The 18712-nt window shown below is 50.9% G+C and carries 13 protein-coding genes, 1 tRNA gene and 3 pseudogenes; all 17 read left to right on the top strand.

All coding sequences use genetic code 11. The features are described 5' to 3' along the window. Positions 1-68 precede the first annotated feature (68 nt). The 17 genes and pseudogenes from AB182_RS20655 (at position 69) to AB182_RS20575 (ending at position 18710) form a co-directional block, all read left to right on the top strand. Positions 69-145: transfer RNA gene (locus AB182_RS20655), tRNA-Asp, on the top strand. A gap of 604 nt (positions 146-749) precedes the next feature. Then, positions 750-1241 (top strand): type VI secretion system contractile sheath small subunit, encoded by a 492-nt coding sequence (gene tssB / locus AB182_RS20650; protein WP_047371734.1) that lies wholly within the window; start codon positions 750-752, stop codon positions 1239-1241. Between the two features lie 62 nt (positions 1242-1303). Then, positions 1304-2836: a type VI secretion system contractile sheath large subunit gene (tssC, locus tag AB182_RS20645; protein WP_047371733.1), complete on the top strand. Its 1533-nt coding sequence runs from the start codon at positions 1304-1306 to the stop codon at positions 2834-2836. Positions 2837-2855: 19 nt separating this feature from the next. Then, positions 2856-4196 carry a type VI secretion system baseplate subunit TssK gene (gene tssK / locus AB182_RS20640; RefSeq protein ID WP_047371732.1) on the top strand — a complete coding sequence of 447 codons (1341 nt, stop codon included), beginning with the start codon at positions 2856-2858 and terminating at the stop codon, positions 4194-4196. Beyond that, complete coding sequence (tssL, locus tag AB182_RS20635) at positions 4193-4858, top strand: type VI secretion system protein TssL, short form (RefSeq protein ID WP_047371731.1); 666 nt, start codon at positions 4193-4195, stop codon at positions 4856-4858. Before tssK ends, tssL begins: the two co-directional genes overlap by 4 nt. A gap of 11 nt (positions 4859-4869) precedes the next feature. Beyond that, on the top strand, positions 4870-6570 hold the full coding sequence (locus tag AB182_RS20630) for an OmpA family protein (RefSeq protein ID WP_047371730.1): 1701 nt from the start codon (positions 4870-4872) through the stop codon (positions 6568-6570). 5 nt (positions 6571-6575) lie between these two features. Beyond that, the gene (locus tag AB182_RS20625; RefSeq protein ID WP_039076799.1) at positions 6576-7067 is read left to right on the top strand and encodes an Hcp family type VI secretion system effector; all 492 of its coding nucleotides are present in this window, start codon (positions 6576-6578) and stop codon (positions 7065-7067) included. A 189-nt stretch (positions 7068-7256) separates the two neighbouring features. After that, a pseudogene (locus tag AB182_RS20620) lies at positions 7257-9266 on the top strand (AAA family ATPase); the annotation flags it as partial. Positions 9267-9355: 89 nt separating this feature from the next. Then, complete coding sequence (locus tag AB182_RS20615; protein ID WP_047368912.1) at positions 9356-10498, top strand: IS481 family transposase; 1143 nt, start codon at positions 9356-9358, stop codon at positions 10496-10498. Positions 10499-10544: 46 nt separating this feature from the next. Then, positions 10545-10691 (top strand): annotated as a pseudogene (locus tag AB182_RS33385) (AAA family ATPase); the annotation flags it as partial. Positions 10692-10761: 70 nt separating this feature from the next. Continuing rightward, positions 10762-11930 (top strand): IS3-like element ISEc52 family transposase gene (locus AB182_RS20605; RefSeq protein WP_085929673.1). Its coding sequence is split into 2 segments (ribosomal slippage): positions 10762-11011 and positions 11011-11930, totalling 1170 coding nucleotides; the frame shifts between segments, so codons are not numbered across the junction. Between the two features lie 10 nt (positions 11931-11940). Then, positions 11941-12465 (top strand): annotated as a pseudogene (locus AB182_RS20600) (AAA family ATPase); the annotation flags it as partial. After that, positions 12462-14972, top strand: a complete 2511-nt coding sequence (locus AB182_RS20595) for a DUF2345 domain-containing protein (RefSeq protein ID WP_047371728.1) — start codon at positions 12462-12464, stop codon at positions 14970-14972. The pseudogene AB182_RS20600 and the gene AB182_RS20595, both read left to right, overlap by 4 nt. Next, positions 14965-15951, top strand: coding sequence for a hypothetical protein (locus AB182_RS20590; RefSeq protein WP_047371727.1), 987 nt, complete (start codon positions 14965-14967; stop codon positions 15949-15951). Before AB182_RS20595 ends, AB182_RS20590 begins: the two co-directional genes overlap by 8 nt. A gap of 21 nt (positions 15952-15972) precedes the next feature. Continuing rightward, positions 15973-16431, top strand: a complete 459-nt coding sequence (locus AB182_RS20585) for a hypothetical protein (RefSeq protein WP_047371726.1) — start codon at positions 15973-15975, stop codon at positions 16429-16431. Between the two features lie 883 nt (positions 16432-17314). Beyond that, complete coding sequence (locus AB182_RS30915; protein ID WP_071845922.1) at positions 17315-17575, top strand: PAAR domain-containing protein; 261 nt, start codon at positions 17315-17317, stop codon at positions 17573-17575. 1 nt (position 17576) lies between these two features. Further along, the gene (locus AB182_RS20575; protein WP_047373389.1) at positions 17577-18710 is read left to right on the top strand and encodes a hypothetical protein; all 1134 of its coding nucleotides are present in this window, start codon (positions 17577-17579) and stop codon (positions 18708-18710) included. Positions 18711-18712 lie beyond the last annotated feature (2 nt).

The raw sequence follows: 18712 nt of genomic DNA, 5'->3' as shown, positions 1-18712 counted from the left end.
CAGAAAAAGCGTTGACGGCTCTAAGCACAATCCGTAATATGCGCCTCGTTCCCCAACGGGAACATCGCGGAGCGGTAGTTCAGTCGGTTAGAATACCTGCCTGTCACGCAGGGGGTCGCGGGTTCGAGTCCCGTCCGTTCCGCCAACATTAAGTTCAGATGTCTTTGACATCTGATAAGTAAGAAAGCCGCAGCGTTGCAAAACGGATGCGGTTTTTTTTCGTCTGTTGATATCTGCCTCCCTGAATCTCGTTACGAATTTTATATAACCCACCTGAATAATATTTCTATTACTTTCTGTCATAAGCCCTTACAACAATTAGCTCAATTTATTCTGTTTTATCGAGCTATTAAATAGAGCGGGTACGATGAATACAAAGGTTTATTAACCATCAGGAAGGATATTTCTTGTAGATATGAAATTATTATCGTTGTTTATCTGATTATAATTTATATATGCATTATTTATATGAGAGGCTTCGAAAAGAATAAAGCATATTTCCTAAAATCTTTATTCTGTGAGTTTCATTAAAATTTTCATCTTTTAATGAGCTGATTAACATCAGCCTGTAATAGCGATTAGACCTGATGTGGTCGTGTTCTGCTGATAATAATTACTGTTGTCTGGCTCTTTTTGTATTTTTCCGTACCTTGCGTCTTAACGGGTGAGAGTGATAACTTTACAAAAATGATGACCAGGATATATCGTGCTATTCATTTAAGGAACGTATTAACCCAGGGAGAGAGAAAATGGCAGGCAGTTTTCAAAATGAAGTTCCATCCGCACGCGTCAATATTAAGCTCGATCTTCATACCGGAAATACAAAAAAGAAAATTGAGCTTCCACTCAAGTTACTTGCTGTAGGTGATTACAGCAATGGTAAAGAACAGCGGCCGCTCTCGGAAAGAAGCCGAATTAACGTTGATAAAAACAACTTCGATGGCGTCATGGCTGAACTGGCGCCAGAGGTGAATTTTACCGTTGAGAATACGATAGCCGTAGATGGCAGCGAGGAGCGGGTTAGTCTTCGTTTTCGCGACATTAAAGATTTCGAGCCTGAGCAGGTTGCCCGCAATATCCCGCAACTTCGCGCATTAATTGCCATGCGTAATTTGTTACGCGACCTCAAATCTAACCTTTTGGATAACACGGAGTTCCGCCGCGAGCTGGAGAAGATCCTGAAAGATGCCGAGCTGAGCAATGAACTGCGGGCAGAGTTGACGGCGCTGGTACCTGAGTAATACGCCTTTACAGCCGTATCAGAAAGGATCAATGGAGAAGGACTTTAAAAAAGGGAATGATAATGTCTTTACAGGAAACGGCCTCACCGATTGCATCAACGCAAACCATCACGAAAGAAAATATCTATCAGTCATTGTTTGAGAAAATTCACTTAACGCCAGTGACATCGTTAAAAGAGATTGACGAATGGCAAAGCAATGAAGCCATGGCGGAAGCCAGTACTGATGAACGCGTCTCTGCTGCCATTCAGGTTTTGCTTTCTTGCATCGCCACATCCGGAAAAAATATAGAAAAGCTGGATAAATCACTGCTGGATTTTCATATCAGTGAACTTGACCGAAAAATTAGCGAGCAGCTCGATGCCGTTATGCATCACCCTGAATTTAAAAAGGTGGAGTCCTTATGGCGCGGTACATGGTCGATGGTCAGCGGTATCGATTTTCGCAAAAACGTCAAAGTAGAGTTGTTGGATGTCAGTAAACAGCACCTGCGCGAAGATTTTGACGATGCGCCAGAAATCATTCAGAGCGGGCTTTATCGACACACCTACATTGAAGAATATGACACGCCGGGCGGCGAGCCCATCGCCTCTGTTATTTCCAACTATGAGTTTGACAATAGCCCGCAAGATATCGCCCTGTTGCGCAATATTTCCCGTGTCGCTGCGGCTTCGCATATGCCGTTTATCGGCGCTGTCGGGCCTGCATTTTTCCTCAAAAACTCAATGGAGGAAGTCGCCGCGATTAAGGACATCGGCAACTACTTTGATCGTGCCGAATACATTAAATGGAAGGCATTCCGCGACACGGATGACGCACGTTACATCGGCCTGACTATGCCGAATGTGCTGGGTCGCCTGCCTTATGGGCCAGATACGGTACCCGTGCGCAGTTTTAATTATGTTGAGGCGGTGAAAGGGCCGGATCACGATAAATATCTGTGGACCAGCGCCGCATTTGCGTTTGCCACTAACATGGCAAAAAGCTTTATCAATAATGGCTGGTGCGTACAAATTCGCGGGCCGCAGGCAGGCGGCGCTGTGACCGATTTGCCAATCCACCTTTATGATCTGGGTACCGGCAATCAGGTCAAAATCCCTACCGAGGTCATGATCCCGGAAACGCGCGAGTTTGAATTTGCTAACCTGGGCTTTATCCCGCTTTCTTACTATAAGAATCGCGACTACGCCTGTTTCTTCTCTGCAAACTCCAGCCAAAAACCTGCGCTTTATGACACTGCGGATGCTACTGCTAATAGCCGTATCAATGCCCGTCTGCCTTACGTCTTCTTGCTGTCGCGCATTGCCCACTGCCTCAAGATTATTCAGCGGGAAAACATCGGAACCACCAAAGATCGTCGTTTGCTGGAACTGGAATTAAACACCTGGATCCGCAATCTGGTGACGGAAATGACCGATCCGGGCGATGAATTACAGGCATCCCATCCGCTGCGTGACGGGAAAGTGGTAGTAGAAGATATCGAAGATAACCCGGGTTTCTTCCGTATCAGACTCTATGCGGTGCCGCATTTCCAGATTGAAGGAATGGACATCAACCTGTCGCTGGTTTCCCAGATGCCGAAAGCAAAAGCCTGATCTGCCGGTGGTGTGATTTATGAAAATTTATCGTCCACTGTGGGCTGAGGGGACATTCCTGTCCTCTCAGCAGTTTCAACAGCAGGCCCGCTGGGAAACGTTCAATCATAACAATATTGCACGTATCGGTGTTCGCCACCCCTGGGGTGTTGCCAGCGTTGAATTCGATGAAGGTGCATTAGCGTTGGGGAAACTCAAAGCGCAGTCCTTGCGCGTGCGTTTTCCAGACGGTGTGCTGGTGGATACCACCGTGTCGGATGTGCTGCCCCCCGCCTGTGATTTAACCAACATTGCCGGGATAAATACAGTGACGGTATTGCTGGCATTACCGCTGGAGCATAGCAATGGCGGCAACCTTGGGCAGGATGTGTTAACGGACAGGCCGCTTCGCTATCGTCAGGAATGGCAGACCGTGCAGGATATCTATGGCAGCGACAGCGAAGATATGGCCGTTGAACGCTATGCGTTGTCACTGCGTTTTGCACATGACAGCAATGCCGATTATGTCACCTGCCCACTCGTCCGACTGATTCGGGATAACCAGGGTAACTGGGCGCTGGATGACAATTATATCCCGCCGTTACTGGCGTTTAACGCACACCAGGGTGGAATGCAGTTTCTGGAAACCCTGCTATTGCAGCTACAGGCAAAAAGCCGTCGCCTGATGGCCATGCGTCGGGAGAGCAACCAGCGCATGGCGGATTTTGCCGTGGCGGATGTGTCTCTGTTCTGGTTATTAAATGCGCTGAACTCTATCGAACCCATCCTGGCTGACTTCCTGCGTTATCCCGCCGTTCATCCTGAGCTTGTATGGCGTGAACTGGCTCGTCTGGCCGGATCGCTATTAACCTTTTCACTGGATCACACGGCAAGTGGGATACCTGCCTATGTTCACGAGTCGCCGTCGCAGACGTTTCCTCCCTTGTTTACCCTGCTCAACACGTTGCTCGAAGCCAGTCTTCCGTCGCGCGTGATAGCTCTGGAACTGGACGCGCTACCCGGCAACCGCTGGAAGGCCGATCTGCACGATCCGCGTCTGCGGGAAGAGGCGGATTTCTACCTGTCGGTACGCTCTTCGCTCGCCGCGCATCTGGTGCTACATCAGTTACCGCGGGTGTGCAAAATTGGCGCGCCGGATGATGTCACTCACCTTATCAACGTGGCGCTGAACGGTGTCCCTATCGTGCCCCTGACTCAGGTGCCCGCAGCACTCCCGTTGCGGTTGGAAAACCACTATTTCGCGCTGGATATGCACAGTGCTCCTGCTAAAGCCATGCTGGAATCCGGGTGCTGCATGATTTACGTGCCCGGCACCATGGGCGATCTAAACCCCGAGCTTTTTGCGGTGCTGCGCGTATGAAAAACGATATGGAAATAAACATAGATGTACTGCTTCGCGACACCTGGCTAACGGTTGTTGAACTGCGACAGGGTACGCCTGTCCGACGTGGTCTGGCGCTGTATCACCACTGCCAGCAACAGGTTGAGCAGGTTCGCCAGACATTACTCGATGCAGGGTTCAGCCAGCAGGACACAGAACATATTACCTATGCCCAGTGTGCGCTGTTAGATGAGACCGTGCTGAGCCGGGAGGATCCGGACGACGGGCAAAAGGTCTGGCTGGAAACCCCGCTCCAGGCGCATTTCTTCAATACCCTCCAGGCGGGAGAATTGTTGTATGAGCGTATCCGCCAGGTTCTGCATGAGCCTGCTCCCGTCCCTGCCGTGCTGACCTGTTTTCACCGGGTTTTACTGCTGGGGTTTCGTGGCCGTTATCAGGATCCGTTATCGGCGGATCGCGAAAAACTGGTTGCGATGCTCAGCGAGCGTGTTGCCCCATTTCGTGTTTCACCAGAAACCGCGTTGCTCAATGGGGGGCGACCAGTGCGCAAATCACGCTTGTGGTACTCCCCCCTGTTCTGGTTAAGCGTGGCGGCCATCGTCCTCGTTGGGGTGTGGTGGGGGCTTGATAGCTGGCTGGACAGGCTGGTGGGTGAACTCTTGCCGCCCGGGCAGCGTTAAGGGAGCACCGAATGAATAACACGCACAAACAGGCTGTTTTGCTATGGGGGTTGTTACTGCTTCTCATACTGTGGGCGATTTTTTCTCCCGCATCGGCGGCAGTCAAATATAGCCTGGTTGCAGTGGTTGTCATCGGAGTCGCCATCGTCTTGCTCTTCTGGCGGCAAAAAACGCTGCCAAAACAGGCCGATGATGCGTGGGTGGCCTCTCTGCCTGCGGAGAATTACCAACAGCCCGTGGTATTGGTCTGTAGTGATGGCACGACACCGCTCTTTTCTGGCCGTTCGTTACGGCAAGTTCCCACAGGGCTATATCTGCATGTCGCTGATGAAGAGCAGCTTGTTTCATTGACGGAATCCCTATTGTCCCGGCGCCCGGCATGGGGGGCACAGCTCTGCGTGGCACGGGTGGTTATACCGGGTCAGCACCAGGACGCCGCGGTCCTGGCCGGGCAACTGCAGCGTTTTTCCCGAAATCTGATGCGTTTACGGTGCAGAGTGGGGGCGAAGGTGCCGTTGATTCTCTGGAGTTACCAGACTGCACCAGCAACGGAAGAACCTTCACCGTGGTTTATCTGTGCTGGATGTGATGTTCAGGTCGTGACAGGCGATGGTGAGAGTGAACCGGCTGAGTGGATTGCTCAGGCCAGCATGCCAGCATGTAGCCAGCGGCTGGGCCAGATGCTTCTGGCGGAGAACCTGTTGCGCTGGCTGAACCAGATAGTAATGCCAGCGCTCGACAGAGAGGAGTCCGCATGTTTACCGCTGGCGTTGGGGGCGGGCTTCGCGTCTTCTCTGCCGGAGAAGAACGGCAATGTGTGGCAACAGTGGATTACTGGCAAAACATGCCTGACGCCAGAGGTATCGCGGCACACCTCGGCCAGCTACGCGTTGTCTTTTCCGGACGCGATATTGCCGTTATTGCCGCGCCAGTCGGGGCCAGGCCCCGTGCGGCGAGCATGGGCAACGGCGCTGGCAATGACCACCGTCGCTGGGATTATTGCGCTTTGCCTGTCTGCCATGGCGAACCGCAGTTTGCTGCGGCAGGTCAGCGATGATCTGCACAAATATGCCATCACGCCGATGGCCGACACGGTGGTCAAAAGCCGCTATCTGTCGGTGTTGAAAGAGGATGCGCAGCGGCTGGATGACTATTACCGCGAAGGCGAGCCACTGCGTCTTGGCCTTGGGCTTTACCCTGGCGAACGTCTGCGCCAGCCCGTCTTGCAGGCAATACGGACCTATCGGCCACCGGAATTAAAAACAGAAAGCGTACCCGGCGGCGCCGTTCAGACCGTGCGTCTGGACAGCATGGCACTGTTTGATGTGGGGCAGGCGAGGTTAAAAATCGGCTCGACAAAAGTTTTGGTAGAGGCGCTGGTCAACATCAAAGCGAAGCCCGGTTGGTTGATCCTGGTAGCCGGTTACACCGATTCCACCGGCGATGAAAAATCTAACCAGCAGTTGTCGTTACGGCGTGCCGAAGCGGTGCGTGATTGGATGCTGCAAACCAGCGACATCCCGTTCACCTGTTTTGCCGTGCAGGGACTGGGCGAAAGCCAGCCTGCGGCGACGAACGATACGCCAGAAGGCCGGGCAACCAATCGGCGTGTCGAAATAAGTCTGGTTCCGCGTTCAGACGCCTGTCAGGACGTGAAACAGCAAATACCGCCGGAGTTGGCGGTGTCTCAATTCAATCAACAAGGAGAGTAATTCTCATGGCTATTCCAGTTTATCTCTGGCTGAAAGATGACGGTGGCGCGGATATCAAAGGGTCCGTAGACGTTCAGGGGCGTGAAGGCAGTATCGAAGTCGTTGCGCAGGAGCATACGCTCTATATCCCAACCGATAACAACACGGGCAAACTGACGGGCACCCGCATTCATACCCCGTTCCTTTTCACCAAAGAGATCGATTCGTCCAGCCCCTATCTGTACAAAGCTGTTACGACAGGTCAGACCCTGAAAACCGCTGAGTTCAAATGGTATCGCATCAATGATGCGGGCCAGGAAGTGGAGTATTTCAACACCACGCTTGAGAACGTCAAACTGGTGAAAGTCGCTCCGCTGATGCATGACATCAAAGATCCGGCGAAAGAGAAACACAACCATCTGGAACGCATTGAACTGCGTTACGAAAAAATCACCTGGACCTACAAAGACGGCAACATCATTCATTCCGATTCATGGAATGAGCGTCCCTCCGCCTGATAACTGCGGCAGACAGGAAACTGTCTGCCTTTTTTTTGCGTTTGCTGAATGCCGGATGGAGTCGGTACTGAGCGAACCCTGTTAATCCGCTGATGAAACCCGATGGGCCTGTGGTGATGGCTACGGGCGGTAGCATGGGCGAGCGGCAATGACAGGAACTGAACATGACTACGTCAAGAAGGGACATCTATGACCGTAAACCACCCCGCCGCGCTGCTGCGTCGTCTCAACCCTTTTTGCGCCCACGCGCTGGAAGCGGCCGCCTCACTCTGCCAGACCCGCGCGCACGCAGAAATTACCATTGAGCACTTACTGCTGAAACTTCTGGAACAAGGGGAAGGGGATCTCACCGTGATTTCCCGGCGCTATGAATGGGATTTAGACGTGGCCTGGCAGTCGCTGCTGGCGCATCTGGCGACCCTCCCGCGCTCTGTTCATACACGCCCGCGCTTATCTGAGCCACTCATCACGCTGCTGACACAAGCCTGGCTAATTGCCTCACTCGACGTAGACGCTACGCAAATCCGCAGCCAGCACCTGCTGATGGCGCTGACAGAAAAACCGGCGCTGCTGGCGGCGAACGATCTGTGGATCCTGCTTAGCCTCGGGCGCATACAACTGGAACGTTTACGTTTCTTGCTGGATGCCCAGTCGGAAGAGAATCCAGGCCGACAACGTCAGGTCAGCGAACCGCTGATGGCGGATTTACCCGATATGGCCGCGAATGAGTCGGGGTTAATCGAAAGGGAAAACAGTCATAAGCACGACGATCGGCACCGCACGGTTCTGGAACGCTTTACGGAAGATGTCACACAAAAGGCGCGTGATGGTCGCATCGACCCGGTGTTTGGTCGCGACACGGAGATCCGCCAGATGGTGGATATTCTCTCCCGCCGTCGCAAGAACAATCCCATCCTGGTTGGCGAACCCGGCGTTGGCAAAACCGCGTTAGTGGAAGGGCTGGCGCTGCGTATTGCCGAAGGCAATGTGCCGGAAAGCCTGAAAAAGGTCCACATTTGTACTCTGGATTTGGGCCTGTTACAGGCGGGGGCCGGCGTCAAAGGTGAATTTGAGCAGCGGCTAAAAAACGTTATTGATGCAGTACAACAATCACCGCAACCCGTTCTGCTGTTTATCGATGAGGCACATACCCTCATTGGCGCGGGGAATCAGGCGGGCGGCGCAGATGCGGCGAACCTGCTGAAACCGGCGCTGGCCCGTGGCGAGCTGCGCACCATTGCGGCGACCACCTGGAGTGAATACAAGCAGTACTTTGAACGCGACGCTGCGCTGGAGCGCCGTTTTCAGATGGTGAAAGTGGACGAGCCGGACGACGCCGCCGCCAGTCTCATGCTCCGTGGTTTGAAAGCGCGCTATGCGCAACACCATGGCGTACACATCACGGACGATGCGGTTCGTGCCGCGGTGACACTTTCCCGACGTTATCTCACCGGACGTCAGTTGCCGGATAAAGCCGTCGATCTGCTGGACACGGCGTCCGCTCGCGTGCGCATGAGCCTCGATACATTACCAGAGCCCTTAACCCGCATTCGGGCTTCACTTACCGCGCTGGCCATGGAAAAACAGGCGTTACAGGAAGATGGCACAGTGGGTGAGCATTCTTATGGCGAACGACTTGCCGCTATTGAGCGTGAAGAGAATGCGTTGATCGTGGAACTCGATACGCTTGAGACCCAGTACCAGCAAGAGCAAGACCTTACCCAACAACTGCTGGTCTGTCGTCGTGATCTCTCACGTCAGAAAGAGGTAGCCGCTTTACAGTCACAACTGCGTCTCGTGCAACATGCCAGCCCGCTGCTGGGGCTGGATGTTGATGCCCGAACCGTGGCTACGGTGATTGCCGACTGGACGGGGATTCCGCTCTCGTCATTACTGAAAGATGAGCAGACGGCGCTGTTAAGTCTGGAAGAGAATCTTGCAACACGGGTCGTGGGCCAGGACGCTGCGCTGAGTGCTATTGCCCGGCGATTACGCGCCGCGAAAACGGGCCTTACGCCAGACAACGGTCCGCAGGGCGTGTTCCTGCTGACGGGGCCAAGCGGGACAGGCAAAACGGAAACCGCGCTTGCCCTTGCCGACACTCTATTTGGCGGCGAGAAATCCCTCATTACTATCAATCTTTCCGAATATCAGGAACCACACACCGTCTCGCAACTTAAGGGATCTCCCCCCGGTTATTGTACAGTCCGGAGACATAGTGAACGCTTGTTCGGGGACATGGTGGACACTTACAACTGAGGCATAAGAACCCGTTTATGGAGTCGCTTATGCCCTGGGATGCGAGAGATACCATGTCATTACGTTCTGAGTTTGTACTGTTCGCCTCGCAGGACGGGGCGAACCTCCGGGCACTCTGCCGTCATTTCAACATTTCGCCGTCCACCGGCTACAAGTGGCTTCGCCGCTGGACTGAGGAAGGCGCCGCCGGCCTTGCTGACCGTTCCCGTGCGCCTCTGCATTCGCCCCGGCGAACCGATGACCGTGTGACGGACCTGCTGCGCATGGCCCACTGCGCCCATGAACGCTGGGGCGCCCGTAAGATTAAGCGCTGGCTTGAGGACCGCGGACACGTTCTGCCCGCGTTCAGCACCGTGCACAACCTGATGGCCCGCCACGGTCTGCTGCCGGGAGGCACACCCGGCATTCCTGCCACCGGACGCTTCGAACACACCGCGCCCAACCAGCTCTGGCAGATGGATTTTAAAGGTCACTTTCCTTTTGCCGGTGGCCGCTGCCACCCGCTCACCCTGCTGGATGACCATTCCCGGTTCTCGCTCTGTCTCGCACACTGTCCTGATGAACGGCTCACAACCGTCCGGCAACAGCTGGTGAGGGTGTTTGAACGTTACGGTCTGCCGGCGCGGATGACGATGGATAACGGCGCGCCCTGGGGCGACACCACAGGAAGCTGGACCGCGCTGGAGCTGTGGCTGATGCGCCAGGGTATCCGGGTGGGGCATTCGCGGCCTTACCATCCACAGACGCAGGGCAAGCTGGAACGTTTTCACCGCAGCCTGAAGGCCGAAGTGCTGCAGGGCCGGTGGTTCACGGACGCCAGCCAGTTACAGCAGGTGTTCGACGACTGGCGCGCGGTCTATAACCTGGAGCGTCCACATGAAGCGCTGGACATGGGGGTCCCGGCGTCACGTTATCAGCCGTCATCGCGGCAGTACAGCGGGGCGGTTCAGCCGCCGGACTATGATGAGGGCGTGCAGGTGAGGAAGGTGGATGTGAGCGGGAAGCTGAGCATAAAAGGAGTGAGCCTGAGTGCAGGGAAAGCGTTCAGGGGTGAATATGTGGGCCTGCGTGAAACGGCAGAGGATGGCTGCTATGAGGTGTGGTGGTACAGCACGAAAGTGGGGATGATCGACCTGAAAAAGAGGTCGATCATCATGGGGAAAGGGTGTTAAAAAGTGTTCACCATGTCCCCGAACACCTGTCTACCATGTCTCCGGACCGTACAGTTATGTGGGGTATGGGCAAGGAGGTGTCCTTACAGAAGCTGTCAGAAAACGTCCCTACAGTGTGGTGCTGCTGGACGAAGTGGAAAAGGCGCACCGCGATGTAATGAACCTGTTCTATCAGGTTTTTGACCGGGGATTGAAGTGGTTTACTGAATTTGGCCACCTGAACAGAGGTGATATGCTCACCTCAGAACAACACAGGTGCCATAATGAAAAAAAGAAATTTCAGCGCAGAGTTTAAACGCGAATCCGCTCAACTGGTCGTTGACCAGAATTACACCGTGGCAGATGCAGCCAGCGCTATGGATGTCGGCCTTTCCACAATGACGCGATGGGTGAAACAATTACGTGATGAGCGGCAGGGAAAAACACCAAAAGCCTCCCCCATTACCCCGGAACAAATTGAAATCCGTGAGCTCAGGAAAAAGCTACAACGTATTGAAATGGAAAATGAAATATTAAAAAAGGCTACCGCGCTCTTGATGTCAGACTCCCTGAACAGTTCTCGATAATCGGGAAACTCAGGGCGCGTTATCCTGTGGCCACTCTCTGCCATGTGTTCGGGGTCCATCGCAGCAGCTACAAATACTGGAAAAACCGTCCTGAAAAGCCAGACGGCAGACGGGCTGTATTACGCAGCCAGGTACTTGAACTGCATGGCATCAGCCACGGCTCTGCCGGAGCAAGAAGCATCGCCACAATGGCAACCCAGAGAGGTTACCAGATGGGGCGCTGGCTTGCTGGCAGACTCATGAAAGAGCTGGGGCTGGTCAGTTGCCAGCAGCCGACTCACCGGTATAAGCGTGGCGGTCATGAGCACGTTGCTATCCCGAATCATCTTGAGCGACAGTTCGCCGTAACGGAACCAAATCAGGTGTGGTGCGGTGATGTGACCTATATCTGGACGGGTAAGCGCTGGGCGTACCTCGCCGTTGTTCTCGACCTGTTCGCAAGAAAACCAGTGGGCTGGGCCATGTCGTTCTCGCCGGACAGCAGGCTCACCATGAAAGCACTGGAAATGGCATGGGAAACCCGTGGTAAGCCCGTCGGGGTGATGTTCCACAGCGATCAAGGCAGCCATTATACGAGCAGGCAGTTCCGGCAGTTACTGTGGCGATACCGGATCAGGCAGAGTATGAGTCGGCGTGGAAACTGCTGGGATAACAGCCCAATGGAGCGCTTCTTCAGGAGTCTGAAGAACGAATGGGTGCCGGCGACGGGCTATGTAAGCTTCAGCGATGCAGCTCACGCAATAACGGACTATATCGTTGGATATTACAGCGCACTAAGACCGCACGAATATAATGGTGGGTTACCGCCAAACGAATCAGAAAACCGATACTGGAAAAACTCTAACGCGGTGGCCAGTTTTTGTTGACCACTTCAGATTTATGCGCGACGGTGAAGGGCGTGAAATCGATTTTCGTAATACGGTCATCCTGATAACCGCCAATCTCGGCAGCGACCCGGTGATGCAGTTGCTCGAAGAGACGCCTGATGCCACGGAAGGTGAGCTGCAGGCATTGCTTCATCCTCTCCTGCGCGACCATTTTCAGCCCGCGTTGCAGGCACGTTTCCAGACGGTCATTTATCGTCCGCTCGGCCCTGCCGCGATGCGGGTCATTGTGACGATGAAGATGGAACAGGTTATTCGTCGTCTGCGTGAACATTACGGTATAGAGACCGACGTGAGTGAAAACCTCTATGACCAGCTTTCCGCTGCATGCCTGCTGCCGGAGAGCGGGGCACGCAACATCGATAGCCTGCTTAACCAACAAATTTTACCGGTACTGAGTCAGCAGTTACTGATGCACCAGGCGTCGCAGCGAAGACCTGTACATTTGACTCTGGGCTGGAATGACGATGAGGGTATTTCCCTTGAGTTTGATCAGGACGCAGGAGGCACCGCATGAACGCGCTGAATTTCGACCACGCCCACCACACATTAAAAATCCGTGGCCTGAACAGCCCGCCTGACGTGCTCTCTTTTGAGGGCCGTGAGCACCTGAGCCAGCCGTTCTGCTATGAAATTCAGTTCACCAGCCGTGATAAAACCCTGGAGCCGGAAGCGGTGCTGATGCAGGACGGCGCGCTCAGCCTCTGCGCCCCGCCGGTTCAGGGGATGCCGGTACAGATGCCGCTGCGTACCCTGTACGGCGTGATCACCGGGTTTAAACAGCTTTCCACCTCGCGCGATGAAACGCGCTATGAAGTGCGCCTCGAACCCCGGCTGGCGCTGCTCGCCCGCAGCCATCAGAACGCCATCTACCAGAATCAGAGCGTGCCGCAGATTGTGGAAAAAATCCTGCGCGAGCGCCACGGGATGCTCGGCCAGGACTTCGTCTTCTGCCTGGCGGGAGAGTACCCGTCGCGCGAACAGGTGATGCAGTACGGCGAGGACGACCTGACGTTTATCTGCCGGCTGCTGGCGGAGGTGGGGATCTGGTTCCGGTTCAGTACCGATGTACGGCTGAAAATTGAAGTCATTGAGTTTTATGACGACCAGAGTGGTTATGAGTGCGGTCTGGTGCTGCCGCTGCGCCATCCGTCGGGGCTGAGCGACAGCGGCACGGAGTCCGTCTGGGGGCTGAATACGGCATACCGGGTGGTGGAAAAAAGCGTCACCACCCGGGACTACAACTACCGCGACGCGACCGCTGACATGACCACGCCGGCGTTTGACGTATCAGGCGGCGACAATACCACTTACGGCGAAGCCTGCCACTATGCCGACAACTTTCTGACGGCAGGCGGCCCGGACGTACCGGAGAGCGGGGCGTTTTACGCGCGTATCCGCCACGAACGTTACCTGAATGACCGGGCCATGCTGCAGGGGCTGAGCTCCAGTGCCCTGCTGATGCCGGGGCTTGAGCTGAAAGTGCCGGACGCGGACGCCCCGGCGGTGTTTCGCAGGGGGGCGCTGATAACCGGCCTGACCGCCCGCGCAGCCCGTGACCGCAGCTACGAACTGGTGTTTACCGCCATTCCGTATTCAGAACGCTACAGCTTTCGCCCGGCGCGCATCGCGAAACCGGTGATGGCCGGGACGCTGCCCGCGCGGGTGACCAGCACAACGGCAAACGACATTTACGCCCATATCGACAAGGACGGGCGCTACCGGGTGAACCTCGATTTTGACCGCGAGGCCTGGAAGCCGGGTTACGAAAGCCTGTGGGTGCGGCAGTCCCGCCCGTATGCGGGGGATACGTACGGCCTGCATCTGCCGCTGCTGGCGGGTACGGAGGTCAGCATCGCGTTTGAGGGCGGCAACCCTGACCGGCCCTATATCGCCGGGGTTAAGCATGATTCCGCCCACCCCGACCCCGTGACGATCCAGAACTACAAGCGCAACGTGCTGCGCACCCCGGCAAACAACAAGCTGCGCCTCGATGATGAGCGCGGCAAAGAGCATATCAAGCTCAGTACGGAGTACGGCGGCAAGAGCCAGCTCAATCTCGGCCATCTGGTGGACGCGGGAAAACAGCCGCGCGGGGAAGGCTTTGAGCTGCGCACGGACAGGTGGGGCGTCATCCGGGCGAAGAAGGGGATATTCATCAGCGCTGACGGCCAGGAGCGGGCGCAGGGCCAGGTGCGGGAGATGGCGGCGGCCCTGAGCGAACTGCAGCGCGCGCAGTCGCTGGCGGAAGCCCTGCGCAGTGCGGCAGAGGTGGCAAAAGCAGAGCTGGCAGATGTGCAGGCGCAGCAGGCACTGCTGGCAGAAAGCCTGACGGAGCTGAAACAGGCTGCACTGCTGCTGAGTGCGCCTGAGGGGATAGCGCAGGTCACCCCCAGAAGTCTCCAACTGTCGGCCGGGGAAAACCTTGTCAGCACTGCGGGACAGCATGCGGATTTCAGCGTGCTGAAAAAGTTTACTGTGGCCGCTGGCGAAGCAGTCAGCCTGTTTGCCCGGAAGCTGGGGATAAAAATTTTTGCCGGCAGGGGCAAAGTGGAAATCCAGGCGCAGAGTGACGACATGACGCTGGATGCACTGAAAGATATCCGGATAAGCAGTTGTGAAGGAAAGATCCTGATTTGCGCAGAGAAAGAGATCATCCTGACCAGCGGCGGAGGTTATATCCGTATTGCTGACGGCGCGGTGGAATGTGCAGCACCGGACAAGATCATTGAACGTGGCGCAGTATGGCAGAAATTCGGCGGGCGGAGTATGGGGCCGGAGAAATTAAAGTCTGAGCTGGTAGAGTTACCTGTGAATGAGTTGGGGGAGTATAACCTGAAATATCAGATAACAAATACAATAGGTAAATTTGTTTCTGATGCCAGGTATCTATTGATAGATGAGTCAGGAACAGTGACTTCAGGCATAACTGATCAAAACGGATTTACCGATGTTATTTATACTGATAATTCAATAAATTTTAGTATTCATGTTATTTTGAATGAAGGGGATGAGAATGACTGATGTGAATGTATATTATACTGAGAGGGTGGAAATAACTGATTTGCCTGCATATTTAGATGAAAAATATGTTGAGTATGAAATTAAAGTCGAAAAAAAAGACTCGATAACTGGAGCTCTAGATAATGCAAAAATTATAAACTCGATAGAGGTTTCTGATAAGCATGGTAAAGTCATGTTAACACTTAGGGTCCAGGGGATTAAGATTAAAAATGTAAGCCTGAGTATATTTGAGCGTGTGGTGACGAAAGTTATCTCCTTGAAGTCCACAGTGTCTGAAACGTGCATGGAAAAAGATAATATATGTTCTTTTGAATTGAAGTTGAATGTTTATATGATAGATAAAGTTAGTAATAAACCTATATTGTTGGATTTGAAGGAAATTGAAAATATTGCAAGTGAAAATAATTTAACGCTAGGCTATTTTATAAAAAGGCGAACAGGAAAGATATCTACGACATCAAAGGAAACAATAGGTAAGATTAACAATCCTGAACTCATAACGAATAAGTACATTAAATATGTTTTGGAGGATTTTAAAAAAAGATGTAATGATGGAACAGTTGATTTTCCAAGGTTATTGTTCAAGGATTTAATGAAGTCTGTTTTTGAACACTTTTTGAAAGACAATGATAGTCCAGATAATGTAATTAATGAAATTGGTGATATATTTGGTACGAAGGTTAATGATAGTTATATGAAAACAGAGCTAAGGGCATTCTATCATATATATGAGGCACTGGTGCCTAAAACATTATCAAGCCCCGGTTATGATAAGATTCAGCATTTTACCTATTGTGTTAAAGAAAGATATAATACTTCTAAACTTGTAACTGATGCTGCTCAATATATTGCGGAGGCATATGATTTAATAAATGGAGGGAGTTGGGATGATACTCTATCAGATATGGAAGCTAATAATTTAGGCCAAGCCTACGGTAAAGAATTGTATGATAGATATCATAAAGCGACTGTTTATTAAAAAGTAGCCGTTAGGGGTTTTATGAATAAAAAGTTTCCTATTTTATTTGTTTTTTTGATAAGCGCCGTTCTATTTGGTGAGCTAAATTTTGGGTATCACCATGGAGAACCAGAAAGTTTTGATGTGGCTTGTAATGAGAGTATAAAATATTATTTGAGATGTGATTTTGTGGTCTTTGTTTTAAATGTCATGCTACTAGTTTCTAGTTTTTGGTTTTTTTTAAAGGGGGAACCAGGTAGTAGAACAATAAAATTTTACATCTTGGTCTTTATTTATTTTTTAAATATTGTTAATGGGGCTGTTTTTGTTTTGATAAATTACAGTATAAACCATGCTGAATCCTCCGAATCGGAATTGAGAGTTTTTCAATATCTGATAATAGAATATGGAGCTATTGCTAACATGATTTATGTTTTTCCTCTGATTCTTTCAATTGTAATGTTTATTATATTAATTTGTTTTTGTAGAAGAAGATTGTAAGACATAAAACAATAGTGGCTGTTTTGTTTTTCTTAATTACGTTCTCTTTTATTACTCCACTTCATGAGGTGACTATGCTCTCCTTCATTTTCCCTCTGATTATAATGGAGGGTATAAGCAATTGAATGGAGATGCAGTCAGGGATAGATGTATCGAATGGAAATAGTAGAGATTCATTCTTAATATTGAAATTATTAAATATATTTTTTCTCCCTTATCTTTTGCTGTGCATTTTTTTTTTTGCGTTATAAATGCAGCAGAAAGTAAATCTTTGGTATTCCCTGTAGATATTACTCAATTGAAGTATAGACAGTAATTAGATATGGAAACATTGTTTTATAATTGTCCATCTATTGTCGACCTCCCCCAAAAAAAATACAAGAGAAGACTTAATAATTTTAACCAACAAGAAGTCAACATTCCTGTTAAAGGCGATAATTTTGGTTCGCCAAATATGGAAGTAGGTGTGCATTATTAGGCTATTGATGGTTTTGGTTAGGATAGTCATCGGGTCGATGCTTTATTGTTGAATAGTGTATTTTGCTATGAAGATATCGTCCCATTTTCTGATTTTGTTATTAATGCTGATTACACGATAAATATTGATGGCAATGTGCTTTATAGAAATGAGGGTGATGTAGTAGTGAAAAATAAAAAACAGTCATCCAGGTTTATCTAAAGGAAAAATACATAATAAAAACGGTCGAATCGAATTAATAAGTGGAATGAAAATAAAAACGAAGTTGTGCTATATGCCTTTGATCAATTGATGGTCGTTCATTATGAGTGTTTAATAAAGTTATAGATGTGTTTTAATTTAATATTTTTTTAGTCGTTCTTTTACAGTTGTATATTATTTCTGATAACCAAAGGGATTGAAAATATGCCGGGAATTGTTTGTTTAGGCGATGCTACCACGCATGGTGGTAAAGTTATCACTGCGTCATCAGCAATGTATATCAATGGTATTAGAGTTGCTCTTGTCGGTGATTTGGTCTCCTGTCCAAAGCATGGTGTTAATCCAATACGTGAAGGCGATACAACATCTACTGATATGGGGCGCTATGTGGTTGTCAATAATTGCAAGTGCGCATGCGGTTGCCAGGTCATCAGTTCTCACCCAGAAAACAGCATTGAGTCTTAATATGGGGTGGAAGATTCCGGATATTCCCGACAAAAAAGAAGCGCCCAAACCCAACTATCGATTGCGGGGCATATTGTTTATCCCGATGGCAGTTGCTGGCATCTTTTTTAGCCTGTTTACTCTAAATGTGACGAGTTATTTTGAGGTGATGATCTACGGCATACTTCCTGTGGGGCTTCTTTGGATGTGCTTTATGGGTGTTTCGATCAACAGATATCAACAATCTCTTAATGATGTTCTTATCTGGAACGAAGAGAAAGAAATCACAAAAAAGCACTGGCAGAGATGGAGTCGACGGCAACTGGCCATTGTCGGCAATGTCATTTTTACACCAGAGCAGAAAGGCATGGGTGCATTGTTAGGTGAGCCAGAGAATGTTCCAGCTTACCCCTGTAAAGCAAGACCACTGGCTGATGTTACTCACCATTCCGTTGCGTCTTTGCTTGCAGATATCCATGTACGTCTGGAAGAGCAATGTTCTGATTATCATCATATGCTACATGCTGTTTATTTATTCTCCTCATCCACAGGAGGGGACGAAAAAACAGAATATGCTGTTTTTCAACAATGGGGTTTATTCCCTGAACCTTTTACATCAATCGATGCTATTAGTCCCCTTTTCGATAATGATTTTGATGGCCTCATTTTAGTGCTCTGTGCGCAACTGTGGCAGGAAGGTAATGAGAAACGAGAAAGCGAGTTTGTTTCTGCTCAGTTAATTTCATCATCATTATTTGCACAACAGAATTCTATCCCTGTCTTTGCAGGGTTAGGACGCGTTATGCCACTGGATCCGGAAGGTATCGCGTATAATATGGATATTTTATTGGAATATAACCAACTGCAATTCAATGAATTACATCATGTTTGGGTTACACAAACAGACGAAACCTTAGTCGCTAATATCATGCAATATGCGGATCAGCGTCAATGGCAACTTCCCAAAAGACTCCCGGTACATTTAATTGATCACTCCTTCGGACCAGCCAGTGATATGGCATTTCCTCTGGCCCTCGCAATGCTGACCGATGCTGTCAATATCACCGGCCAGGATCAACTCATTATTGGCCGGACTTTGCCACAAACGAAAACAATGCAGCTTTGCCTGATTACTGAAAAGCTCTTTTCTGAGTAGGA

This window comes from Phytobacter ursingii (assembly GCF_001022135.1).
Taxonomy (GTDB): Bacteria; Pseudomonadota; Gammaproteobacteria; order Enterobacterales; family Enterobacteriaceae; genus Phytobacter; species Phytobacter ursingii.
Note: the sequence above shows the minus strand (reverse complement) of the source record. Positions and strands in the feature narration are given on the sequence as shown.